This is a genomic window from Lysinibacillus sp. FSL M8-0355, from assembly GCF_038008985.1.
Lineage (GTDB): Bacteria > Bacillota > Bacilli > Bacillales_A > Planococcaceae > Lysinibacillus > Lysinibacillus fusiformis_D.
The window spans coordinates 3,180,373-3,204,081 of the sequence record NZ_JBBPAI010000001.1; the positions used below are offsets into that span (position 1 = coordinate 3,180,373).

At 36.2% G+C, this 23,709-nt stretch carries 24 protein-coding genes and 1 pseudogene; 12 read left to right on the top strand and 13 right to left on the bottom strand.

The genetic code is table 11. The features are described from left to right. Positions 1 to 58: 58 nt before the first annotated feature. Positions 59 to 1,204 (bottom strand): radical SAM family heme chaperone HemW, encoded by a 1,146-nt coding sequence (hemW, locus tag MKY46_RS15420; protein ID WP_058844751.1) that lies wholly within the window; start codon positions 1,202 to 1,204, stop codon positions 59 to 61. Between the two features lie 213 nt (positions 1,205 to 1,417). Here hemW and MKY46_RS15425 point away from each other — a divergent pair, with 213 nt between their 5' ends. After that, on the top strand, positions 1,418 to 1,975 hold the full coding sequence (locus tag MKY46_RS15425; RefSeq protein ID WP_089933748.1) for a helix-turn-helix domain-containing protein: 558 nt from the start codon (positions 1,418 to 1,420) through the stop codon (positions 1,973 to 1,975). Further along, complete coding sequence (locus MKY46_RS15430; RefSeq protein ID WP_340835690.1) at positions 1,915 to 2,850, top strand: IS3 family transposase; 936 nt, start codon at positions 1,915 to 1,917, stop codon at positions 2,848 to 2,850. The genes MKY46_RS15425 and MKY46_RS15430 overlap by 61 nt, the downstream gene beginning before the upstream one ends. A gap of 32 nt (positions 2,851 to 2,882) precedes the next feature. Here the strand turns inward: MKY46_RS15430 and MKY46_RS15435 are convergent, their stop codons facing one another. The 3 genes from MKY46_RS15435 to MKY46_RS15445 all read right to left on the bottom strand — a co-directional run bounded on the left by MKY46_RS15435 (position 2,883) and on the right by MKY46_RS15445 (position 6,745). Beyond that, positions 2,883 to 4,343: an IS1182 family transposase gene (locus MKY46_RS15435; RefSeq protein WP_340833939.1), complete on the bottom strand. Its 1,461-nt coding sequence runs from the start codon at positions 4,341 to 4,343 to the stop codon at positions 2,883 to 2,885. A gap of 238 nt (positions 4,344 to 4,581) precedes the next feature. Beyond that, positions 4,582 to 5,430: a DUF4179 domain-containing protein gene (locus MKY46_RS15440; RefSeq protein ID WP_036121710.1), complete on the bottom strand. Its 849-nt coding sequence runs from the start codon at positions 5,428 to 5,430 to the stop codon at positions 4,582 to 4,584. 115 nt (positions 5,431 to 5,545) lie between these two features. Then, positions 5,546 to 6,745: a DHH family phosphoesterase gene (locus MKY46_RS15445; protein WP_036121714.1), complete on the bottom strand. Its 1,200-nt coding sequence runs from the start codon at positions 6,743 to 6,745 to the stop codon at positions 5,546 to 5,548. Positions 6,746 to 6,901: 156 nt separating this feature from the next. Between MKY46_RS15445 and MKY46_RS15450 the strand changes: the two genes are divergently transcribed. The 3 genes from MKY46_RS15450 (at position 6,902) to MKY46_RS15460 (ending at position 11,287) form a co-directional block, all read left to right on the top strand. Next, positions 6,902 to 7,606, top strand: a complete 705-nt coding sequence (locus tag MKY46_RS15450; protein ID WP_036121717.1) for a polysaccharide deacetylase family protein — start codon at positions 6,902 to 6,904, stop codon at positions 7,604 to 7,606. 356 nt (positions 7,607 to 7,962) lie between these two features. Beyond that, positions 7,963 to 9,606, top strand: coding sequence for a pyridoxal phosphate-dependent decarboxylase family protein (locus MKY46_RS15455; protein WP_036121720.1), 1,644 nt, complete (start codon positions 7,963 to 7,965; stop codon positions 9,604 to 9,606). Beyond that, on the top strand, positions 9,590 to 11,287 hold the full coding sequence (locus MKY46_RS15460) for a methyl-accepting chemotaxis protein (protein WP_036121723.1): 1,698 nt from the start codon (positions 9,590 to 9,592) through the stop codon (positions 11,285 to 11,287). The genes MKY46_RS15455 and MKY46_RS15460 overlap by 17 nt, the downstream gene beginning before the upstream one ends. 80 nt (positions 11,288 to 11,367) lie before the next feature. On the opposite strand, the gene MKY46_RS15465 is transcribed toward MKY46_RS15460, so the two are convergent. After that, entirely contained in the window at positions 11,368 to 11,796 is a 429-nt protein-coding gene (locus MKY46_RS15465; protein ID WP_058844226.1) for a GatB/YqeY domain-containing protein, read from the bottom strand. Positions 11,797 to 12,017: 221 nt separating this feature from the next. Here MKY46_RS15465 and MKY46_RS15470 point away from each other — a divergent pair, with 221 nt between their 5' ends. Beyond that, positions 12,018 to 12,524, top strand: coding sequence for a helix-turn-helix domain-containing protein (locus MKY46_RS15470; RefSeq protein WP_340833634.1), 507 nt, complete (start codon positions 12,018 to 12,020; stop codon positions 12,522 to 12,524). Further along, positions 12,521 to 13,363: an IS3 family transposase gene (locus MKY46_RS15475; RefSeq protein ID WP_340833632.1), complete on the top strand. Its 843-nt coding sequence runs from the start codon at positions 12,521 to 12,523 to the stop codon at positions 13,361 to 13,363. The genes MKY46_RS15470 and MKY46_RS15475 overlap by 4 nt, the downstream gene beginning before the upstream one ends. 23 nt (positions 13,364 to 13,386) lie before the next feature. Here the strand turns inward: MKY46_RS15475 and MKY46_RS15480 are convergent, their stop codons facing one another. The 4 genes from MKY46_RS15480 to MKY46_RS15495 form a co-directional block, all read right to left on the bottom strand. Continuing rightward, entirely contained in the window at positions 13,387 to 14,253 is an 867-nt protein-coding gene (locus MKY46_RS15480; protein WP_340834717.1) for a DUF1835 domain-containing protein, read from the bottom strand. A 295-nt stretch (positions 14,254 to 14,548) separates the two neighbouring features. Then, positions 14,549 to 15,538: a zinc-dependent alcohol dehydrogenase family protein gene (locus MKY46_RS15485; RefSeq protein ID WP_330493138.1), complete on the bottom strand. Its 990-nt coding sequence runs from the start codon at positions 15,536 to 15,538 to the stop codon at positions 14,549 to 14,551. A 78-nt stretch (positions 15,539 to 15,616) separates the two neighbouring features. Next, positions 15,617 to 16,303, bottom strand: a complete 687-nt coding sequence (locus tag MKY46_RS15490) for a VOC family protein (RefSeq protein WP_036121737.1) — start codon at positions 16,301 to 16,303, stop codon at positions 15,617 to 15,619. A gap of 136 nt (positions 16,304 to 16,439) precedes the next feature. Further along, on the bottom strand, positions 16,440 to 17,192 hold the full coding sequence (locus tag MKY46_RS15495; RefSeq protein ID WP_340834721.1) for an SMI1/KNR4 family protein: 753 nt from the start codon (positions 17,190 to 17,192) through the stop codon (positions 16,440 to 16,442). Between the two features lie 425 nt (positions 17,193 to 17,617). Here MKY46_RS15495 and MKY46_RS15500 point away from each other — a divergent pair, with 425 nt between their 5' ends. From MKY46_RS15500 to MKY46_RS15520, 5 genes are all read left to right on the top strand, one after another. Then, the gene (locus tag MKY46_RS15500) at positions 17,618 to 18,169 is read left to right on the top strand and encodes a GNAT family N-acetyltransferase (protein WP_340834723.1); all 552 of its coding nucleotides are present in this window, start codon (positions 17,618 to 17,620) and stop codon (positions 18,167 to 18,169) included. A 3-nt stretch (positions 18,170 to 18,172) separates the two neighbouring features. Beyond that, complete coding sequence (locus MKY46_RS15505; RefSeq protein WP_340834725.1) at positions 18,173 to 18,607, top strand: GNAT family N-acetyltransferase; 435 nt, start codon at positions 18,173 to 18,175, stop codon at positions 18,605 to 18,607. Between the two features lie 312 nt (positions 18,608 to 18,919). Next, on the top strand, positions 18,920 to 19,054 hold the full coding sequence (locus tag MKY46_RS15510; RefSeq protein WP_004226973.1) for a hypothetical protein: 135 nt from the start codon (positions 18,920 to 18,922) through the stop codon (positions 19,052 to 19,054). A gap of 612 nt (positions 19,055 to 19,666) precedes the next feature. Further along, a complete protein-coding gene (locus MKY46_RS15515) occupies positions 19,667 to 20,704 on the top strand; it encodes an Ig-like domain-containing protein (protein ID WP_340834727.1) in 1,038 nt (345 codons plus the stop codon). 259 nt (positions 20,705 to 20,963) lie between these two features. Beyond that, entirely contained in the window at positions 20,964 to 21,314 is a 351-nt protein-coding gene (locus MKY46_RS15520; protein ID WP_340834729.1) for a hypothetical protein, read from the top strand. Between the two features lie 58 nt (positions 21,315 to 21,372). On the opposite strand, the gene MKY46_RS15525 is transcribed toward MKY46_RS15520, so the two are convergent. The 4 genes and pseudogenes from MKY46_RS15525 to MKY46_RS15535 form a co-directional block, all read right to left on the bottom strand. Beyond that, complete coding sequence (locus MKY46_RS15525) at positions 21,373 to 21,837, bottom strand: GNAT family N-acetyltransferase (protein ID WP_340834731.1); 465 nt, start codon at positions 21,835 to 21,837, stop codon at positions 21,373 to 21,375. Positions 21,838 to 21,974: 137 nt separating this feature from the next. Then, positions 21,975 to 22,586 carry a M15 family metallopeptidase gene (locus tag MKY46_RS15530; RefSeq protein ID WP_340834733.1) on the bottom strand — a complete coding sequence of 204 codons (612 nt, stop codon included), beginning with the start codon at positions 22,584 to 22,586 and terminating at the stop codon, positions 21,975 to 21,977. After that, the gene (locus MKY46_RS23825; protein WP_445299963.1) at positions 22,583 to 22,693 is read right to left on the bottom strand and encodes a phage holin; all 111 of its coding nucleotides are present in this window, start codon (positions 22,691 to 22,693) and stop codon (positions 22,583 to 22,585) included. Before MKY46_RS23825 ends, MKY46_RS15530 begins: the two co-directional genes overlap by 4 nt. A 26-nt stretch (positions 22,694 to 22,719) precedes the next feature. After that, a pseudogene (locus MKY46_RS15535) lies at positions 22,720 to 22,926 on the bottom strand (phage holin); the annotation flags it as partial. Between the last annotated feature and the right edge of the window lie 783 nt (positions 22,927 to 23,709).

The following is a 23,709-nucleotide window of genomic DNA, read 5'->3' on the forward strand; positions in this document are numbered from 1 at the left end:
GGAGTGCTAATACTATTATTAAGTTATCAAATCCCACATTTTATGTCAACGATATCGCTCAATCTTCTAGCAAAAATTGTTGAAAAACTTCATTGCCCACAAAACGTCCTTTTCTAGTTAGACGAACACCCACCTTATCTTGTTCTAAAAGATCTTTTGAAACTAAATCTTTTATAACAGTCTCATAATGAGCAGCCATTGGTGTTTTAAATTTTTCTTCATATATAGTGTGCATAACCCCCGCTGTTTTTCGCAGCCCTAAAAACATTTGTTCTTCTCTTTTTTCCGCTGGAGATACTTCATGTTCATGAACAATAGGTAGCTCATTTACAAAAACAGCATCCATATATTTTCTTAATGGACCATGATTGGAGTAACGTATGCCCTTTAAATAACCATGGGCACCCGCCCCAAACCCTGCATATTCATCATTATCCCAATAAATCTTGTTATGCTCTGAATGGAAGCCTGGTTTTGCAAAATTACTAATTTCGTATTGTTGAAGTCCATGTAAAGCCATTTGCTGCATCAACACATCATACATATCTGCTTCGAGATCTTCCGTTGGTAAATACAACTTGCCTTTTGTGTATTGATTATAAAAAATCGTTTTTGGCTCTACAATAAGAGAGTAGGCAGAGAAATGGGGTAAATCAAGGGCAAAAGCTTTGTCTAATGAGTCCTTCCATTGAGCCATCGTTTGCCCAGGTAAACCATACATTAAATCAATGCTAATGTTTTGAAAGCCAATTTTTCTAGCCAAAGCGATTGTTTCATAAACATGGTCATTACTATGAGTGCGTCCAATCTTCTGTAACAGCCCTTGGTCAAAAGATTGCACACCCATGCTTAGACGATTGACACCACCATCAAACAACACTCGCAATTTTGCCGCAGACAATTCATCCGGATTAGCCTCTGATGTAAATTCTGTCACACTCTCCATCGGAATATACGTATGAATATACGTTAGTAGTTTGTCCAATTGCTCCGGTGATAAAGCAGTTGGTGTCCCACCTCCAAGAAAAATCGTTTCGATATTACGAAAATTGTCCGGATATTTTTGTGTGGCAAGAGCCATCTCTTTACCAAGTGCTTCTATATATTCATCCACTGGTTGGTTTTTAAAGTAAAATTTATTGAAATCACAATAATTACAAATTTGATGACAGAAAGGAATATGAATGTAAACACCTCGTGCCATAGCAATCCCTTCTTTCTCGTTAAGTCTTTTCCATTTCTACATTATAACGAATCAATAGAAGGAACGCTATGAAACCATCTAGCGAGTTTTCCATACATATCTGCAAGGGTAGCTTCTTTTTCATTTAGTTCTAGAAAAAACTGCACTCCGATTGTTAGCACGTTGGTGCTGCACCCCAAAAGTTAGAGTAAAAAACTTTTGGGGTGTTTTTTTATGGCAAAATATAGCGATGAATTTAAGTTAAAGGTTGTGAAAGAGTATTTAACAGGAAAAATAGGTCTTAAACGATTAGCTAAAAAATATTCCATTCCATCTACTACAGCAATTAGAACATGGGTAGCTGCCTACAAAGCATATGGGAATAATGGTATTAAACGAAAAAGAAGTAAGGAAGTCTATTCTGTTCAATTTAAAGTAGATGTATTACACTTTATGAAACAAACAGGTGCTTCCTATCAAGAGACAGCGATTCAATTTAAGATGAACAATCCACGTTTAATCGCTAAATGGAACCAAAAATTTCTGGAAGAAGGGATAGAGGGCCTGCAAGAAAAAGCAAAGGGGCGCCCATCTATGTCGAAAAAATCAAAACCAACTAAACAAGAAAAAGAAATGTCACGTGAGGAGCAGTTAGAACGTGAAAATGAACTGCTTCGTCTAGAGGTGGCATACTTAAAAAAGTTGAAGGCTTTTCGAGAGAACCCGGAAGCATTCCTCGGAAAGCACAAGCAGTCATTGCCTTTGAACTCAAAGAAGAAGGATTCCGATTAAAAGACATTTTAATGCGTGTAGATATTCCAGAAGCTACGTATCATTATCACATCAAGCAACTGCATCAGGAAGATCCAGATAAGGGATGGCAAACGTTGATTTTAGAGACGTTTAAGAAACATGAAGGACGATATGGCTATCGTCGTATACATACGGAGTTAAAAGCGCAAGGCTACATCATTAATCACAAAAAAGTACAGCGCATTATGCAGGAATTAGATTTGAAATGTGAGAAATTCGTCCGCAAGTCGCGCTATAAATCGTATAAAGGTACGGTTGGAAAAGTGGCGAAAAATCGTTTAAATCGCCGTTTCTATACGCATTACGCCGTACAAAAAGTGGTGACAGACGTAACTGAATTCAAATGTACAGATGATGAAAAACTATATCTGAGCCCAATTATGGACTTATATAACGGAGAGGTTATTGGGTTCAGTATGTCTAAACGGCCTACAATGGATTTTGTGCTGGACTCATTGAAACAAGCCCTTCCAGTCATTCGAGAACGTGCAGAATATCGAACAACAATCCATTCAGATCAAGGCTGGCACTATCAACATAATAAATGGGTGAAAACATTAAAGCAGAACAAGATTTTCCAAAGCATGTCTCGCAAAGCAACGTGTGCAGACAATGCAGCAATGGAAAACTTCTTTGGCTTACTCAAACAAGAAATGTATTACGGGGAAGAATTAGTCTCATATGACGTGTTAAAAAAGAAAATTGAAAAATATATCCACTACTATAACAACGAACGTATTAAACAAAAATTGGCCGGCATGAGTCCGGTAAAATACGAGGCCACTGAAAAACTTGCGTTTTTTATAAATAAATTCGTTTTAGAAAAAGATAGGGCGCTTCTTGTTCAATTTTGAACAGGAAACGCCCTATCTTTTTCACCTATTTATTACCCTTTTCCATTCAGAAGCTTTAAGATTCTTTTTAGATTGACAGCGAATATCGTCGTTGCTCCCTGAATTTGCATGCCAAATGAACCCGCAGCCGATGCTTGATCGTACCCGTGTTTATTTTTTAACTCACTATTTTTTGCTTCGATTTTATAACGTTCTCGAGCTAAGCGTTTAAATTCTTCTGTTTCTTGAAAAGCTTGTTGGTCTAAATGTTCTTCTGATTTAATGGCAACAGAATAGGTCTTAGTTTTTGCACCTTCTTTAAAACACCCTTCTCGGAGTGGACAGACCTTACATTTTTCAATGTCAAAAAAATAAACCATTCTTGCACTTGCTCCTGGGTGTGAATCTGGTTTTTTACTTTTTCTATTTGCTAAATGTCCTGCTGGACATACAAATAAACCTGCATCTTTATTAAAGTCAAATCCTTTTCCGTTTCCTCGCCCATTTTGAGTAATCATTGGATTTAACTTAGAAATCAGTTGAATGCTTTGTTCTTTTGTATAAAGTAAATTGTTTTTCCCTGAATAAGCTGTGTCAGCGATGACTGTTTCAACTTCCATTCCTGTTACTTTACTTTTTTCAATCAGTTCTTGTAGATAATGTCCATCTGATTTTTCACCTGTTGTAACGACTGCTGCTGTAATTATACGTTCATCACTAATTGCTAAATGTGTTTTATAACCAAAGAAAGAACTGTCTGCTGTTTTATGTCCTACTCGTGCATCGGTGTCTGTTGAATAATTTAGATGTTCTTGCGTATCTTCTACAGCTTCTTTTAACACGTTCAATTTTTCCTTTACAGCTGGTAGATGAGCGATTTGTGGTTTATTTTCAATAATGGCAATCAATCTTTCACAGTAAGTTAATTCATCTTTTACTTCGTTAGAAGTATTCTTCTTTGGAAATTTTTCTTTCATGGATTTATCAAATTGATACACTGCTTTGCGGGTATATTTTGATTTTTCTTGTAAAAATTCTTTCGGTGATTTTTGGTTATAACGTGCTTTGGTATGTGTTGCGTCCACAATGATTGTTTTACTTTTGATAATGTTCTTTTCGAGTGCGATTTCAACTGTTTTTCCAATGAGCATATCTAATAAACTTACATTTTGAAGACGCAGTCTTCGGAATTTTGTGAGTGAACTTGAATCAATCACGTCATCTTCTGGCGCCATACCTAAAAAATACTTGAAAGACATGTCATATTTTGAACGTTCGACAAGGTCTACATCAGATACATTAAAAATGGCTTTTAACAATAAGTACTTAAACATTCGAATCGGAGGAATCGCATTTCTTCCATTGTCTAAACAATATTTTGTTTTCAATTCTTCTAAAATGAATGAGAAATCCACTAGTTCGTTAATTTGACGAAGCATATTATCTTTTGGCACGACAATATCGTAAATGGCCATATATGGACTTAAGTTGAAAGTCTCTTGGTTTGAAATCATTGGGAACACCACCTGCATTTAGTCACTCAATTATAAATTAAAAAGGCGAGGTATTCGACGATTCAATCGTCGAATACCTCGCTAAGTGGAACCAGATGAAGTTTTTCAGTGGCCTCGTAAAATACCGAACTCATGCCAGCCAATTAGCTGCATAAATAAAAACTCTAACTTTAAGGGGTCACTACCGTTTCTAACAAATCGGAGTGCAGTTTTTCATATATAACAAATGACTACAACTTTATTCTTTTTTTATTTTGATGCTGTCAGCAACTTTACTGCCATCCTTCTTGACAGGAATTAATGTATAATTTTTTTCTGTTAAATAAAGTGCATCTACGCGACTTCCCCACTTTGTCCCCTCTTTATTTAATGGATAGGGTGTAGCAAAGTTCCATGATTGTCCTGCCTTTGATTGGATTTTAAAGTAAACTGCATCATTGACAATGCTTTGATCGGCATGAAAATAAATCGTTGTTGAGATGGGTGTGGAGACAACTTTATCAATCGTTATTTCCTGTTGATCGACATGATTGACTTTTTTATTAATCACAAAGATTTTTCGATCTTCTTGTAATTGTTCCTGAGAAGCCTCTACCTGAAATTCCCAAGGTTTATCAATCGGTGTTTCTACATTCCAATCTTTATAACGAATAGCTAATGCTAAATCTTCGTCTGACGGAAAATCATCCATTTTGATACTATTGTATATGGTATATACATTTTTAGACTGGACAATGGATTGACCTCCATTACGAACCATATAATCTTTCCCATTGACGAGTATTTGAGGGAAGAAAAATATTTGGTGTTTTGGTGTAAATGCTTTCACAGGCTCAAAGGTAGCATTCAGTAAAATTTGATTGTCATCAATAATCACTTCATTTAACGTTAAACGCCCTAAGCTATTGCTTGCTGTCTTCCCTACCTCTGTTTTATAGGCTTCGAAATCCACATCTCGATTCCACCACAAATACAGCAATGATCCACTAACGACCATCAATAAAAAGATAACAACTATTCCTCGTTTTTTTCTGCGTCCTCGATTTTCCTTATCCAAATCCACTACTCGCAGTATATCATTGGACAACCGTACACCTCATTTTTATAAATATCGTTATAATTCATTGTAGTTTGTAACAAAGCATTATATAACCTTGTTTAAAAGCAAGACAGGACGAATCCATTATGTATAAAAGGAATTTTTACATTCCTTTATGCTGATGACGAACTTTATTGGCTATTTGCATTAAATAGTCCACAAAGAGATCATCTCTTACTAACCACACCTGATAATTTCGCTTTAAAAACCACTCCGCTTCATGAAAGCTAGCAAAGTTTTGCGCTAATGGCGTGTTATTCTTTTCAATCCCCCAGTCAATATCGTCGCTTGAAAAAAGAATAAACACATCCTCTTGCTGATTTTTATAAAATGTTCCAAATGAAGAAGCCTTTAAATTATAACGATTCCTTTTCGCATCCTCTGGAATAGGCTCTATGTGGAAGGTTGCCAATACAAACTGTTTGTAGGCTTCCATCGTTAAAGAGCAGCCCGCAGCCTTTTGATGTCCGCCTCCACCATAAACAGCGGCAATAGCTGACACATCTATATGGTCATGAACCGTTCGAAAGGATATTCTTTTACTGCCCATATTGATCATCGCAATATAATCAAGATGCATGTTTTCCTTACCTAATTCATTACCAAGCTCAGAATGATAGGATTCCGCATAAACAACGCCAGCATAAAAGTCGCCCAAATTGGTTTGCACAAGTTCTCGTTTCTTCCGCCGAATATAACGCTCTATTTTTTCTTCTTCCATGCTTAAAATTTTCTTTTCAAATTCATCAAAATCAAAGCGATCACTTGTTTTTAAACGATCCAGCATTTTCTCTTCAAATTCTTCAATGGATACTAGAAAAAACAGTGCATTTAATCGTTGCGCTTGAAAATTGCCGTTCTTTTCCCATTCCCATGTATCATATTGTCTTACTAACTCTACGAATTCTGAAATGGCGGCTGTTTTTTCTAATAAACCATGGGTCACCAAGTACTGATACAATAAAGAAGTAGCGGACGTTAAATAGCCATGCTCATCTTCAATTAAAACCTTTCCCCATTCATACTGATTGAAATGCAGCGCTGTTTTATGATGGTCCAGCAATTGTACATTCCCAGTTGCCTGATAATAGTCCTGAATCCTTTTTTCATTTTCTTCGTTTGGAGAAAGATCTGTAATAAACAAAAATGTTTTCTGTTGATCATTCTCCAAAAAGAATTCTATTTCACGGTCAAGTGCCGTAATAGAATTGTAGCGTATCCTTACCTTATCGTTAAAAGCAAGCTTTGCTAAAATCCCACACCCTACTCCATCTAAATCATTATGTGATAATAATTTATACATCTCTTCACCTCCCATGTAGTATGGTTATTTTTTTGTGATTCAAACAGAAAGTGGTAGCTAAAAATTGCAGTACGGACAAAGCGTCATTGAAATTGGATTCAAGTTAACATACATTTAAAACATGATATCGATTTGGACAAAGAGAGGAGTCTGTTCATGAAACGGAAACTAATTACTATTGGCATAGTTCTTCTACTAATGTGTGCTTTCGCATTTTCAGCTTATAAACTAATGAACGCTCGTAACTATCAATTGTTTGGCAATATTACTTCTCATGTTGACACACAGGAAAAGGTGGCTGCCCTGACATTCGATGATGGACCAACTGACAAGACAGACGCTATTTTAGCGTTACTAGAAGACTACCAAGTAAAAGCAACGTTTTTTCTAATTGGACAGGATATTGAGAAGCATCCAGAAGAAGCAAAGAAAATTGCAGTAGCAGGCCATCAAATTGGCAACCATACGTATTCGCATAAGCGTATGGTATTGAAAAGCCCTTCCTTTATTAAAAATGAAATAGAAAAAACAGATGCACTCATTGCTAGCATTGGCTATCAACAAACACCTTTCGTCAGACCACCCTATGGTAAAAAACTAATCGGCTTTCCCCATTATTTACATAAACATCAACGTGAGACCATTACATGGAACTTAGAGCCCGATACGTTCTTTACAAAGGCAGAGGAAAAAATAAATTATGTGAAAGAAAATATTCAACCAGGTTCCATTATTTTAATGCACCCTATGTACGACCATACAGACAATGAATTACAGGCAATAGAAGGCATTCTTCAAACGCTTATTGATGAAGGCTATACATTTGTTACGATAGAGGAACTTTTACAATATCAAAAATAATCACCCCTGTTGCCAAGAATCTGCATCACCTTTCATGCAGATTTTTTTAGTTAGAAAGGATTAGATTCCCTCTCTTTTTCTATGACCTAAACATTATCTAATTTATAATTTCTAATCTTCCTCTCAATCTCCATATCCAATAGCATGTTCAGCTTATAAACCCCATGGCATAAAGGAAAACAACTTATTTAGAATTTATAAATTGAAGTTGGATTTTTCAGAAATGTTAATAAATATTTTTTCAGTAAAATATAATCACCATCTCTGCTAAAATATGCTATTATACCTTTAGTATAATGTCCTATTTTTATTATATTAAAAATAGAGGAAATATGAACTATAAAAGGATGATGATTATGCAAAATATCCAACAATTATTCCAGAGCGAAGATGGAAATATCCAACAAAGAGAGAATTTTTTATCCCTATTAGAGAAAATTGTTTCCTCATTAGATGAATTAAAAAATCCACATAAGACAACACTTGGTCCAATGAAAGAGCGTTCTGCTAATTTCTATCAAGAGCTGATGCAAGAACATCAAGTGCCAACTACAGGGGTTGGGCTCGATCAAGTTGTAAAAGAAATGACACAATTAATGCAAGGACATCCTTATCATACACGTAACTTTGTAACCAATGTTTTACCAATGGCAAGCATCCCAGGTGTATTAGGTCAATTTACAAATGCCCTACTAAATGGCAACAATTTATGGGATGTTTATGGTCCTGCTGCCGCTGAGTGTGAGGTCAAAGTAGTGGCTATGATGTCTAAATTAGTTGGCTATGATTATACGAAGAGCTTTGGTTATACAACATGGGGTGGACAAGGTGCCGTTTTCAGTGGACTTCGCCTTGCCATCGCCAAACAATTTCCACATGCCAAAGAAGATGGTGTTCCGAATAACTTATATTGCTTTGCTTCAGAAAACGCACATTATAGCCTTTTAAAATCTGTTGAGGCCGTGGGCATTGGCAGTAAACATTTAGTACGTGTAAAAGCTGGCAAAGACCACTCAATGGATGTGGAAGACCTACGTATTCGTATGACAGAAGTAATCGAAAATGGCGGTATCCCTGTCTATGTAGTGGCTACTACAGGAGCGACTGATCAATTTGGTATTGATGATATACAAGCTATTAAAGAGGTTACTACAACGCTTGAGAAGAAGTACAATTTACAGCCAGTACATATTCATGCTGATTCGGCTTTAGGTGGTTTTTATGCCTTCTTCAATGATTATGATTTTGAAAAAAACCCTCTACAATTTGAAGGCGATGTCGTACAAGGCTTACGACATATCCATGACCGCATGCAACATCTAGCTATGGCAGATAGCCTTTGCTTTGACTTCCAAAAGCTTGGACAAACACCTTATTTAACTAGCTTATTCTTAATTAAAAAAGGTAACAGTTTACAGCTATTAGATATTGAGGACTTCGATACACCTTATGTGGGCAATCGTGGTTATGGTTCATACCATACTGGTTATACATTAGAGTGCTCTCGTATGGGTAGCTCCATTGCTATTTTTGCTGCTCTCCAAGCATTCGGTAAGGAAGGTTATCAGCAACTATTAGCCAACTATGTACGTGTGAATTTAGCGTTCCGCACACAATTAGCTGAGAAAACACCAATGCTACAGGTCGTTAATGACACAAATATTGGTCCAGTTACAGCCTTTCGCTTGTATCCTGATGGCTTCAATTGGCAGGCTGAACAAGCTGGTCATTATACACAGGATCAAATCGAACACATTAATGGCATCAATGCATCATTCTTTGAAATTATAGGTGAAGGTCGTGATGATGTATTCTTTGGTGATACAACACGAGTTTGTACGGTTAGCACGAGTGATACAACACAGCATGTTCCCGTTGCAGCGGCAAAATTCTTCTCTATTTCACCATACACAGAGACAGATCATATCCCAAACATGATTCATTTCTTACAGCAAAAGCTAACAGTATTGGAGGCGTCTCACATTGCGTATCGTCACTAAATTTAAAAGTTCTTTACTCTATAAATATATAGCCAGTTTTACCATTCCAATAGCCATTATTTCATTGCTATTTAGTGTTGTTTTATTCGCGGTTTCTTACCGTATTATCGACAATTTTGTCATTAAACAATTCGAAACTACTTTAGAGATCACATCGAATACGATTTTTGAAGATCTTGAGAAAAATGATGTAAAAGCGGCGGATAACGGTAGCTCTGACAATTATAAAAAACTATTAGATCAATTAAACGCTACGGTTAAAAAGTTTGATATAGAAAACGCCTATGTGCTTTCAAAAGCCAATGGTAAGGAGCATATCGTGGCATTAAGTAATACTGACAATCATCAGCAAGACTATGAATTTAGTGATGAAATGCGAAAAGCCGTCGACACACAAACCATTCAAACAAGTGATATATACAAAGATGAATATGGTATCCATAAATCTATTTTCATCCCATTTAAAGATACTGATATTATTTTTGGTTTAGATATGGATGCTTCCTTCATTTCTAAGCTACAAACAGAAACACTTTGGATTTGTATTATTCTAACCGTTGTTTTTGTGATTTTTGGTATTATCGTTGCTTACTTTATTAGTGTAGGTATTACGAAACCAATTAAAAAAATGACTCGCTATGTCGGTCAGGTTGCACAGGGAGATTTAGCCGTCGAGCCTCTCCAAATAAAAGGTTCCAATGAAATTGCCCAGCTATCATCAGGCATTGAAAATATGACGGAAGATTTACGTACATTAATTCAGCAAATAGCTCAAAATGCTGAACAAGTGGCGGCCATGTCAGAGGAATTAACTGCAAGCTCCGAGCAAACAAGTGCTTCCATACAGCAAATTACATCTTCTATGCAAGAGGTTGCAGTGGGCTCAGAAAAACAAACCTCTTCGATTGAAGAAGTGGAAAGCCATATTACAACCATCTCTAGCAAAATGACAGAGGTTGTCACAAGCGTAACTGGTGTGACAGAAAAGGCATTCCAGGCATCTGCGATCTCAGAAAAAGGCAATACAACGATTCAAGATGCTACAGAAAAAATGGCCGTAACATCCCAAGCCATTCAAGAATCAGCAACTGTCGTTGAACGTTTAAGCACATACACGAATGAAATCGGGGATATTGTAGCATTGATTACCCAAATAACGGATCAAACCAACTTACTTGCGTTAAATGCTTCCATTGAAGCAGCGCGTGCAGGTGAGCATGGCAAAGGCTTTGCAGTAGTAGCTGAGGAAGTACGTAAGCTGGCCGATCAATCTTTAGATGCTACAAACAGTATTCGAACACGTATCGAAACCATTAAGGAAGAATCGGCTCAAGCTGTAAAATCGATGGCTATTAGCAGCAGTAATCTTGCGGAAAGCTCCACAACATTTAATGCATCAGGAGAAGCATTTGCTGACATCTATAGCCACGTCACATCACTTACGCAGGAAATGGACCATGTCAATAACATAATGTCCAATATCAATGAAGGCGTGAGCAGCATCGCGATCTCTGTTGAACAAGTGGGCGTAGTAGCTGTGCAAGCCTCAGGCAATATTCAAAACGTTGCTGCTGCTTCTGAGGAGCAATCTGCAAGTATCGAGGAAATCACAGCTTCTTCGAATAACTTAGCAGAAATGGCTCAACAGCTTCGCAATATCACTCAAAAATTTAAGTTATAAAATTAAGAATCCGCTATGCTCCTTTTCGGCATAGCGGATTTTTCTCTGCATAAAAAATCTCCTACCAAAATGGTAGAAGATTAGGCAATAATATTTTTCACAACTTTTGAGATAACTGCACCTTCCGCTTGGCCTGTAAGCAATGGCTTCGCAATTTTCATGGCTTCTCCCATGTTCATTCCTTTACCAACACCTGCCGCTACTAATTTCTCAGCAATCGCTTCTTCGGATAATTGCTTCGGTAAGAAAGATTTCAAAAGTGTCAATTTGGCTTCCTCTTTTTCAATCAAATCTGCTCGTCCAGCCGTCTGTGCGCCTTCTAACGCTTGATTCGTTTGTTTGACCTCTCGATGAATAATGGCTATCTCTTCTTCAGCGGTTAATGCTGCTCCCTTTTCTTTTTCAGCAGAATCTAAAGCTGATTTCAAAAGAGATAATACACCCTTTGCTAAAGTATCTTTCTCTCTCATTGCCGTTTTTAATTGTTCAAATACTTCTGTTTTTAACAATGATCTCACTCCTTCAAGCCATCTATATTAGAAAACATTATACCATAAAATACCTCAGAGCATGACAGTCAGTGCCTCAGTCAAGCAAATAAGCATCTGCTAATTTTACTTGATAATGCAACATCCCTTTTAACTCACCTCGATAAGAAAAGACCCCTTGCTGAATTATGAACTGCACCCAAAATATTGGACTTAAAAATCTAATTTAGGAGGTGCAGTTAGTGATTACTGATGAACAAAAATTAGCCGCTGTTCTAGCTTACTTTGAAGAAAAGGAAAGTCCGTATCAGATTGCCAATCGATTGCAGATTGATCGACATCACATTCGATTATGGATTGAATTATATCGCTATCATGGCATCGAAGGAATTATTCGTCCTCAAGGGTTCACGAATTACGAAGATTCTTTTAAAATAAAAGTAATTCAACACATGATAGAGACGGGCGATTCGCTCCTTCAGACTGCTGCGAAGTTTAATATTCCTTCTCGTGAAACCATTCGGAGATGGAAAAAACAATGGATGTCAACGGCTGATAAGGTACTCTATCAAATAGAAAAGGAGTGCCAATCGATGCCAAAAAAACAACCACCTTCGTCTGACTTAAACGAAAAAACAATGGAAGAGTTAAAAGCGGAAATTGACTATTTACGTATGGAAAACGCCTATTTAAAAAAGTTGAAAGCCTTAGTTCAAGAAAAGGAAGCATTCAAACCGAAGAAAAAGTGAGAGCTGTGTATGAGCTAAGGCTGGAATTTCCACTTCAAGCTCTATTCAAAGTCGCGAAACTTAAGAAAAGTACGTATTATTATCATCTTCAAAAATGGGTAAAACCAGATAAATATCAGGCGATCAAAGAACGAATCCAGATACTTTTTCATTACCATAAGGGTCGTTATGGCTATCGTCGTATTTGTCTTGCACTCCGAAATGAAGGGATTTTAATCAACCACAAAGCAGTCCAACGATTGATGAAAGAATTGGGCTTAAAAGGGACGGTACGCCCTAAAAAATACCGTTCGTATAAAGGGACAGTCGGCTATGTCGCAGAGAATGTCATCCAACGTGATTTTGAAGCTACTGCACCCAATCAGAAATGGGTAACCGATGTCACAGAGTTTAAAATAAATGGTCAAAAACTCTATATATCGGCTGTATTAGATTTATTCAATCGAGAAATCGTTGGATATGAGGTTTCGAAAGCACCCAATTTTGAGTTAGTTCAACAGTCTTTTAAAATGGCGTTTACGTATACAAAGTTATCGAAAAAGAGTGGCTTAATCATCCATTCTGATCAAGGATGGTTATATCAAATACCACGTTTTAAAGAGCTATTGGCAACGCATGAAATCAAGCAAAGTATGTCACGGAAAGGAAATTGTTTAGATAATGCCGTAATCGAAAGTTTTTTTGGCATTTTGAAATCTGAATTTCTATATACGACAACGTTTCACACCTATGAAGAATTCAAAAAAGCATTAGCAGACTATATCCATTATTACAATCATGAACGGATAAAAATAAAACTCAACGGAAAAAGTCCAGTTGAGTTTCGAAGGGTTTCTTAAAAGTTCTAATTTTTGGGGTCAGATCACACTTCCCCAATGAGTCTAGCCGCCATTAGATATGGAGCTTCTTCTTGGTCTTCGTGTAATCGTTTAGCACAGGCAATGATCCAGTCATCATCTACATTTTCATTGTGATGACTCCAAAGTTCATTGTATTCCCAGGTATGTATACAGTAGTCATCCATTAACATCTTTAATCCTTCTTTAGATAAAGTCTGCTGTACTGATTTTTTTAATGGGCGTCCCTGGTATTGCTCATAAATATGAAGTACATTCTCTACACTGACCTCTCCAGAGGATCTTGGATAATTGTCCTCTGCTAACTGGGGGAATATATGCAACGCATGGAATAACTGAAAAGTATCTAATACATAGATATCATTTGGTTTCTTTTCTAGCATCGCTAAGACAAGTCGAAGCCCTATTTGTTCATGGGCATTTTGACAAGTCCATATGATTATATCTTGATGTGGCGGAATAGATTTTATTTTCTCTACGGCTTCCTTCACCTCGCGCTCAAAAATGGCCAATCCATCGTCTTCTATAAAATAGCGCTCTTGTAGCCATTGAACACGAGCTTCAATCCCTTCACATAGATGTAAATCTTTCAAAGGACCAACAGAAAAATTACCAGGCATAACGATGATTTCTTCCGTTTTCACGTAGTTACTATTGCGAAATGCAGCCTTCAAACTCCCTCCAGGTGAATGACCAAACACAATATGAAACGTTTCGATCGTTGAAACATCCTGCTCCTCATTTTGCTGCAATAAAAACTGTACCATATCGTCCTTCGACTGTTCATTCATTAAAGTCAAAAAGAGCATAGACTTCGCATCAGCCTCACTCATTCGCTTTATCGCCTTTTTTAATTTGTTGACATGTTCCATTATCTAAACTCCTTTGCACAATGGCCTGTATATTAAATTCCCTTTCCATAAAAACAGTTACTTCCATCATACCGCAATTTCCGATTACCTTAAATTACTAATTTAGTTTTTTATGAAGATGAAAGATAAAGAATTGCTCTATTTATGTAAAGGTTCTATTCTTTTAAGCGAGGGAGACTTCTTTGGGTAGATTATTTACTTGTTGGAGCGCATTCACCCTCAATAGAAAGAAAAAAACTACTACCATCAATAAGAGCTTACAATAAGTTCCTTAACACTGAAGGTAGTAGGGTTCTTAATCAAAATTCGTTAAAAAAATCTTTCCTTTATTAGTAGCTTCAACGGCAGCTATTGCCTGGTGTATGTTCACTAGTGGGAAATGGTCCTGTACCTGCATCATTTTTAACGAATCCGTATGTACCATATTGACGAGCTGTTGCATAGTTTGCTGCCATTTTTCGATTGGTGTTTGGCGTTGCCAGTGGCGCAAATGAAACATCATCGCTTGTACCTTTGCTTCCCTTACAATGTTTGTCCAATTTACCTGTATCCCCGATAAAAGACCGATGGCTAAAAATTTCCCACCAGGCTTCACACAGTATGCAAGTTGATTGCCCGCCTCCCCACCAATCGAGTCAATCGCTGCATCAGCACCTCTGCCATTTGTTAAAGCCATTATCGTTTCATGAAGTGGCATCTTAGAAGTATCTATGACAAAGCGGGCCCCAAGCCGCTGTAATTCGTCTGTATGCTGATGACTTCGTGTGACAGCAATAAGCTGAAAACCTAGTAATTTGGCAAATTGAGCATAGATATGTCCAATAGCAGAGCCACATGCATTCACTACTAGTACATCATTTGATTGTAATTTGAGAACTTCTGTACAGGTGACGAAGGCTGTTATCGGATTAATATACATTTGTGCTGCAGTAAAATGATCCATCGTAGAAGGAATAGCTACAGCAAAGTCCGCCTGAGTCTTCACCATTTCCTGCCACGTGCCCTCTCCTCGTAGTGGCAAGACTCGCTGACCAATGCGCTTTGGAGAGATAAGTGGCCCAACATCTTCAACGATTCCAACGCCCTCATAACCCGGAACAGTTGGTAAAGTGATTCGGTGGGCATATTTTCCCCAAATCGGTATTAAATCCGAAGGGTTGATGGGTCTTGCTAGCATACGCACAAGAATTTCTTGACCTTGTGGAGGTGTAATCGTTTTATTTTCAATCCTTAACACCTCATGTGGATTTCCAAATTCATATAGTTTAAGGCATTTTGCTTTCAACGATTCTTGCTCCTTTTTCTGATTAATTCTAGCTCTGTATAATCGTTCTGATACTCGCTCCACTTAGGTATGCCCATCTTATCTTTTTTGACTGATGGTCAATTGACCTTTTTCATCTACAAATAATTGTAACATATCGTTTATTTCGATACAGATTGGACTGATTACTGCTTTCTTATCAGAGAAATACCAAAGTCGTTCACTTGGTCCTAATAGAATATTGGCTCCATCTTCGTAGTTACCTAAAAAATGAAGAGCATCTGGTTGGATTTTCTGATCATTAATAGGTTTAATAGCATATTCATTTAATTTTCTAGCGGCTGCTAGAATGTCGTCGGTCGTTACATTGATTTCACCAATCTGTAGCACTTGCTCCATAGAAAAATAGGCTGTATCCTGTTCTGGATTTACTTCCTGCCTCGCAATAAATTCTAATATATTGCCTTCAGGATCGTAAAAATAACAAGAGTAAGCTTTTAAAAAATCAAAATACACTTCATCTTGCCCCTCTGAAGTAAGCAAGCCAACACGTTCTTTGGCCCAAATTTTTGCCTGATAAAATAAATTTCTTGGAATATTTAATGCAATATGATATTGCTTTTGAATCGTAGTGGGCACTTTTTCAAAAGTCATCTTACTTTCACCAACTGCTATTGTAAAATAGTCACCTGTACTTTCTAATAAGGCAAAGCCTAGCTGGTCGCTATAAAATTTCTGCATCTTTTGTAAATCGTGAACAAATAGTTGAACCTTCGTAATTTTCATCTTCAAGCACCCCTTTACTACTCCCCACTATACAAGCAAATATATGATATGGCGTCATGCAAAAGAATGAAGTTCCCTTCGGTCCATTTAAAGCAGTTTTTTATCCCCCTATTTTTTGCAAAAATCATGTAATGGTTCATTCGATAAATTCAGCTAAGCTAATTTTCTTTTTTTGATAGTTTGCACGAATATGCTGAAGCTCGTCTTCTAACCTTAAAGCACCCGCTTCAACTCCTCTATAAATTAATAGTGGAGGCTCTTCTAACATCGCTCTTGCTCGCGAATAATCACAAGAGAATATTTTCTTAAGTAACAATAATGTCTTTAGCTTATTTTCCCCATCTCCTATTATAGTCAGTTCATAGTAAGTAGTAGAGTTGTCTTCAGGCAACATCTCCTCTAAACCAGGTGGAATTAGCACACTCTCAAGAAACATGATTAGATTGTCATAGGCCATTGTGAAATCCCAACAGCCTGTCCCATGAAGAGCAGAAAAAATTGCCGTATCCCCTCTTGATAAATCCAAACAATATGGATCTCCTTCATCTGTTGCGATGACCAAATAATTGTGCGGCCAATCCAGAATCACCTCTTCTGTCACTGGATTATAATGATAGCCTTCCTGCCCACGCATTAAATCTCTTGCTCCATAGATTTGTAGATTTATATAATCACCCGTATTCCATGTAACTCTTTCAACGACATAACGCCTTAAAAAATAGACATATTCTGTTGGTAATGACCACTGACTGTCTACAAATTGGCTAATATCCTCCTCGATTTGATTGTGAAAAAACATAGGGTAAGCTGAATCCCTCTCTTGAATATCTTGGATAAAACTGCGCATTTGCTCTAATACTGCATCTAGTTTCTCCTGCAACTCTTTCAACTGCATTCCCTCCTTTCGTTACCTAGTGTCTTTCTTTATATTTTAACATATTCCATCATTAACCAATTAAGGTGAACATGTTATAATCATTAAAATAGACTGGTAGTATGCATAACGTGCACAACAATAACGGATGGGGGCTATCTGTCATGTCACAATATGCGAACGAACAGACAGTACAATAAACCAAGGTGGCACAAGGAGAACAATGTCTCAAAAAATTAGCTCATCTGGTGAATATCCAACCCTCTATTTGCTATAGAGAGTTGCTTTGGCATACTGAAAAATATGATGCCTCTTATTATTGGCTACAAGCTTGCACTTGATCGATTAACCGCAGTACAGGCAGATATAGATGTTGACGTGCAAAGAGCTCATACCTTATTAAGCCAAAAATCACCAAATACGAAGGAGCGTAAGAAAATTTGAAATTACTCATAAGACGTCCCGAACAATCGGACATACAAACATTACATCAATTCTTTTTCCACGTCATTCAAGATACTTATGCAAAAGAAGGGATTGCCGAGCTAGTGGACGATCAACAGCGTGAATGGGCAATGAAAAAGCAGTATGTCGCAATAGACTTAGAGAGCCAAGGCAAAAAAAGATTTTTCTGGTTAGCTGTGGACGAAGCAACAAATGACATAATAGGAACGATCGAATATGGGGAAGCCAACGAGATCATTCACCAAACGATTAAAGAAGATCTTTCCCATTGTCCAGAAATCGGTACCGTATTTGTTCATCCGGACTATCAAAATCGTGGTATTGGCACCATGCTATTACAGAAAATGCTAACGACGTTGGAAAAACAAAAGGTGCATAGCTTTTGTTTAGATAGTGGATATAAACAGGCACAAGCCATCTGGCAGAAAAAATTTGGACAGCCTGACTATATACTTGAACACTTTTGGGGAACGAATAGCCATCATATGATTTGGCAACGAGTACTACCATTGCGAGAAAAGGAGTAAAAGATGTCCTATCAAATCACACAAGAACGACATAAGAAGAACAAAGCTTATGTCAATAACATGCTTTATGAATACAATGTAAAACACTTTCCAAAAGATTTACAAGGTCGATATCAGGAAATTAATTTATTTCTAACTGATAGCAATGGTCACGTTTATGGTGGCATACTGGGTGAAATTTGCTGGAATTGGTTAGAAATACACACGCTAATGGTAGACGAAAAGCTTCGTGGGTTAGGCTATGGATCAAAGTTGTTGCAAGCAATTGAACAAATTGCCTTCAATCATGAATGTGATTTCATTAAAGTTGACACGCTTAGCTTTCAAGCGTTAACATTTTATGAAAATCATCATTATGAAATTTACGGGACTCTTGACCATATTGGCAGAGATTTTAAACATTATTATTTAAAAAAGACGCTACGATCTGATCTTTAAAAGGGCTGAAGGTCCATTAACGATTATTATGGATTAGTATCTTTACTACCTGTATTTCTCTATTGTTCGTGACCTATCAACAGGCAACTTTTGGAGGACCGATTCCATGGGTACGTTATATCAAGAAGAAGTCTCAGCCCTTTCCTATTTCAACCCCGCCGTCCTAGTCCAAAGCCATTATCATATGTTTCATTTTTTTATGAATATCTGTATAATCTATCTCACTTTAGCTTTAAGTAAAAACTTTCTGCAATTAGTTAAAGAATGAATCGTTTGTAGTGCCGATACTTATTATGTTTGGAGGGAAATGAAATGTTAAAATTCATTGATGATTTAGCCGGTGCGGTTTTCGATGTTTTTATGTTATTTTGTTATTTCTTTGCAGGCGTAATAATTGTAGGAGTCCCTATTTTTCTTTTGGCTAAGTTCTTCCTATTGTTTCATTAAATTGCATACAAAGAGTATTACAATAAAAGGGATCTCTATTTCAATAGCGATTCCTTTTATTGTTTATGGCGCTTCAACTTTCTCAGCAGACAATAAAATGGTCAGGATTTCCTTTAATGTAAGAGAATCTATTTATCTTTTACTATAATTTTCTCAAAATGAACATGATAGCTACAAATTATATAAAAATCGCCAAGAAGCAAACCGAAGAAGTAGTTAAAATATTTAGGTGCAGTTTAACTAGAGAAAAAACAAGGAATGCTACAAAAAAATAGCATTCCCTGTTTTTGAATAGTTGTGTCTTACTTCGAATCATCCATCTTCAGTACAGCCATGAATGCCTCCTATAGAAATGCTGTATTTAGGCGTATCATTTTATACTTCTATAGAACCGACAATCCTATGATATATAAGTGAACTGAACCCCGAATAGGTCCACTTTTTTAAAGTGTCCACTATTCGGGGTTCAGTTCAGTTTACATTTGAGTGGCTTTTTTTATTATCAAAAATAACAAATTTTTATTATGGTAAATAAGTCCTCTATTGTTTAAAGTTGTTTTTATAGGTTTTTTTAAGTAATTGCCTTATATAATCTTAAAGGAGGATACATAAGTGAGTAAGTTATTGAAAAATGGTTTTATTTATCTAGCATTAACGTTATTTGTACTAGCTAGTATTAGTGTTGAAAGTGCATCGGCAGCAGAAGAAGTAGATTATGAAGAAGGGGTAACTAATTTAAATAATACACCTGAAAACAGTGCGGTAATCGGAGATCAGTTACTTAAACCTGAAAAAGGATGGAAGCGATATGATGACTCAAACCCATTAATAAATTATACAAACATGTATCGATTTTCGCACGCAGATTTGTACAAAAAAAGTCGAGTACAAGGTTATGATAAAGATATGAGTTTAACCTTCTATTTTGTAGGAACTAAATTTATGTTATTAGATTACATTGCTTATAATAGGGCTGATTTCACAATTACTATTGATGGTGTTTCTGAAGCAGCTTCGGCAAAAGGTTATGGTATAAAAAGTCAGTCTATATACTATAAAAAAGTAGATTTACCTTATGGTAAACACAAAGTAGAGATAAACATAAAAAATAATGTAAACAACGATACTTTTGCTCTAGATGCTATTGATGTGGACGGATTTTTAATATCAGAAAATGATGTTCCGAATATGGAATCCATAACTTTAGACAAAAATAATCTAGAATTACTTGAAGGTAGCCAAGATAAGCTAATAGCAACAACTACACCTGATACTGCAAAAGTAATCTGGTCATCAAGTGATGAATCAATTGCTACTGTAGATCAGGATGGTAATGTCACGGCCCTTCACGAAGGTGAAGCAATAATTACTGCCAAAATTAAAGGTACTGATAGTGCAGCCACTAGTACAGTAATTGTTAAGAAACCAAACAATGAATTTTCAAATGCTATTTTAAGCATTACATTAGTAAACGGTATAACAAAAGAATATGATGTAACGAATACAGTTTTAAACAATTATTTAAATTGGTTTAAAAGTGCACAAGGTACATCAACGTTCAAATTTTCTAAAACAATTTCACCTTATAAAAAGGTAACAGAATATGTTGTACATGATAAAATTGCTTCATTTGAAATAAGAGAATATTAAATTTAAAAATGATCAGGTACTCAATTGAGCGCCTGATCTTTATTTTGGTGACTGATTAATAAATTTTCTACCTGAGTTTTTAGTGCCATATTAGCATACCTAAGGACCACATCATTGCCTGCCATTGCTACATGCACAACAATAAAATATTCGTCTACCCTTTCCATTAAATTGATTACTAACTTTTATTTATATATACAAACCATGTCGAAATCCCTAAAATGGTAAATAGTAGATAGATATATTGAGGTGAAAATTAATGAATACTTGCCCTAATTGTTTAGCCAATAATTCTTTTACGAAAGTATACGAAGATGGTTTAGTATTAATAAGGTGTGAATACTGTAATACAGTTATAGAAGATAAAACAATACCAAAAGAGACTGTTAAGTCAGAAATCCAGGATGAATTTGAAAATGAATATGGAGGTAATGCTAATGAGGGAAATACTCATATTCATGGATGCTTATTTTTGGTACTCTTGGCCATAGGTGTATTTTTTTACATTATTTCTATGGATAACTTGGAAATTATACATTGGATTATTATCTTTATGATTGGAATAGTAATTCTTCCTTTCGTTATATTGTTTTTCTTTTTTGACCAATAATTTGTGGAAATAAAAAAAGCCCATTACCGATTAAGGTAGTGGGCAATTACTTACATTATCAAATTGTTTTAGCCATTGTTATATTCGTAATTTCATAACCCATTTTTTCATATAATCCACGTGCTATTTTATTATGACCAAAAACGTTTAAACCAATTTTATTCATACCTAACTCTTTAGCAATAATTTCAGCTTCTTTCATTGCTTTCTTGCCATACCCTTGCCCTTGATATTGTTCAAAAATCACAAAATCATAAATAAAACCTTCATTAGGATTTTTAGGGGCTTTTTGCGAAATCCAAATCATTCCAACTAAAATATCGTCATGAAAGATAGACAATAAATGATTATTTTCGGTCTTCTCACCATTTGGTAGTAGTCGTTCAAATGATTCCCTCGACAAGTTAATCGCTTCATCTTCACTCCAATTTCCGGAAGCGATTTTGTCTTTTGCATAGTCTTCAATTGCATAACTAATATATTGTTTGAACTCTTCTTGGTCCATAGGTTTTAATGAAATCATTTTATTTCCCTCCTAATCTATCTTTTAATCTTAACATTTTTTCAAAATTTCTCACAATTACACTTAAAATTAATTTTTTAATTATTAAATGCTACGCTGTGCAATAATAATTTTCAAACCTTCAAAATCACCATTTGTCATAGTGCCATTATCGAATTTTTCCAGCCATGACCTATCAATCCTTTACCAACTGCTTGTTGAATATAATCACGTACAGCAGCTTTTGCAGTTGTCCTTGTGAATTTCATTGTGTCATCATCCTTTGCAATTGGTTTAGTTGTATTGCCTTCCACAATTAATTGCACTTGGTATTTACTATTTGTCGGAATAATCACTTGTCCTTCAATTTTGTATCCCTTTGGCATAATCCAATTTGGCTTAACCTCAAAATGGGGACGATCAATATTACCTGTCCAATCTCCACCCCATGTAATACCTAGCTGACGTGCAATAGCACCTACTCGACTTAGGGTTGCCACATCATATAAAGACTGTGGAGGACCAACAGCGATATCCCATGCTAAGCGTGACTTATGATTGCTGTCTAGTGTCCAAGTAACAATTTGTCCTGGTCGAGTTCTTCCTTGTTCATAAAGGTACTTCTGTCGTTCTTGTGAGCGATATGTTTCAGTAATAAAGATGTTCTTAATACCTGCTTTAAAGCACTCTTGGAATAACAATCTACATGCTGTTTGTGCAACTGGCAATAGTTCAGAGATCTCCCTGCATGTTGTAGTAATGCTTGTCATTTTACATCACCCTTAGGCTTGTCATAATTCAATGCCTGCTTGCTGTCCGAAGTGCCTTTTGTAGTCGAGGCAATAAAATAATACCAAGCAAGCCTAAAATACTTAATACAGTCTCTGAAATGGCTGTGATTTGTACATTGTAAATCGTAATATTGACATTAAAAATGCCCGCTGTTTGATTAGCGAGCACTAGTAGTAATTCGATTAATGACACCCAAAATTGCTTATATTGCAAATATTCTTTCCAGTTAATTCCCTCCATTTTATCTAAACGTTTATGTGCTTGTTTACTTGATTCCTCTACACGAATCACACGCTCTGATGACTCTATAACACGCATTTCTTGCGCTTTAATATCAATATTTATCCCAGCATTAATATTGTGCGTATTACAGCTGAATCAGATGCATCATTTTTTACATCCTTGTCTCGATTGCAATTGTAAGTAAATACTCCAATAAAAGCCCCTAAGACTGCACATAAAATTCCGATTAAAGCTACTTGTTTGACTGTCCATGTCAACACCTCATAAATAAAAATAGCACTGCTCAGCACAGTGCATTACTTAGGTCTTGTTATATAAAAAGAACCCTCCACAGATGATTGTGGTAGTCAAAGGAAAAAGGACACATCATAATGACATGTCCCCTAACCATTTAATAAAAAAAATAATAAATTTATGGTGCAGCTTGAACTGTTACGCTTAAAACGTTTGTAGGGTCAGAAGGTAAACGCACTTCGACTATTTGTCCTATTTGTGTACCCCACATAATTGTTCCATCAACAAAAGTAGTAACTAATGTCCAATTAGAAATTGGTGTAATACCATCTGATTGTAAATGACGTATTTCAATTTGCGTGGATGACGGTAACCCTACAACTTTACTGTTTGGGTTTGCATAAGCAGCACCTATTGTTATTGTGCCATTCTCGTCTTATTCATGTACATGCTTTATAACGAGCTTTCATCGCATACGGCGATCCGTCAGCAGTAAATCTAGTACTTATTTCCCCGTCAACATTGTAATTTTATTTCTAAATTAATTCAATAGAATTTTGACAAGGTAAAGAAATCTTAACCTTCCATAGACCTTATCATTTTTAGACAATAAAAATAACGCTA

What these genes read in the sequence shown, in the direction of transcription:
- hemW (WP_058844751.1), bottom strand. Translation starts at nt 1,204, where the DNA reads ATGGCACGAGGTGTTTACATTCATATTCCTTTCTGTCATCAAATTTGT.
- MKY46_RS15425 (WP_089933748.1), top strand. Translation starts at nt 1,418, where the DNA reads ATGGCAAAATATAGCGATGAATTTAAGTTAAAGGTTGTGAAAGAGTAT.
- MKY46_RS15435 (WP_340833939.1), bottom strand. Translation starts at nt 4,343, where the DNA reads ATGATTTCAAACCAAGAGACTTTCAACTTAAGTCCATATATGGCCATT.
- MKY46_RS15445 (WP_036121714.1), bottom strand. Translation starts at nt 6,745, where the DNA reads ATGTATAAATTATTATCACATAATGATTTAGATGGAGTAGGGTGTGGG.
- MKY46_RS15450 (WP_036121717.1), top strand. Translation starts at nt 6,902, where the DNA reads ATGAAACGGAAACTAATTACTATTGGCATAGTTCTTCTACTAATGTGT.
- MKY46_RS15455 (WP_036121720.1), top strand. Translation starts at nt 7,963, where the DNA reads ATGCAAAATATCCAACAATTATTCCAGAGCGAAGATGGAAATATCCAA.
- MKY46_RS15480 (WP_340834717.1), bottom strand. Translation starts at nt 14,253, where the DNA reads ATGGAACATGTCAACAAATTAAAAAAGGCGATAAAGCGAATGAGTGAG.
- MKY46_RS15490 (WP_036121737.1), bottom strand. Translation starts at nt 16,303, where the DNA reads ATGAAAATTACGAAGGTTCAACTATTTGTTCACGATTTACAAAAGATG.
- MKY46_RS15505 (WP_340834725.1), top strand. Translation starts at nt 18,173, where the DNA reads ATGTCCTATCAAATCACACAAGAACGACATAAGAAGAACAAAGCTTAT.
- MKY46_RS15510 (WP_004226973.1), top strand. Translation starts at nt 18,920, where the DNA reads ATGTTAAAATTCATTGATGATTTAGCCGGTGCGGTTTTCGATGTTTTT.
- MKY46_RS15520 (WP_340834729.1), top strand. Translation starts at nt 20,964, where the DNA reads ATGAATACTTGCCCTAATTGTTTAGCCAATAATTCTTTTACGAAAGTA.
- MKY46_RS15525 (WP_340834731.1), bottom strand. Translation starts at nt 21,837, where the DNA reads ATGATTTCATTAAAACCTATGGACCAAGAAGAGTTCAAACAATATATT.
- MKY46_RS15530 (WP_340834733.1), bottom strand. Translation starts at nt 22,586, where the DNA reads ATGACAAGCATTACTACAACATGCAGGGAGATCTCTGAACTATTGCCA.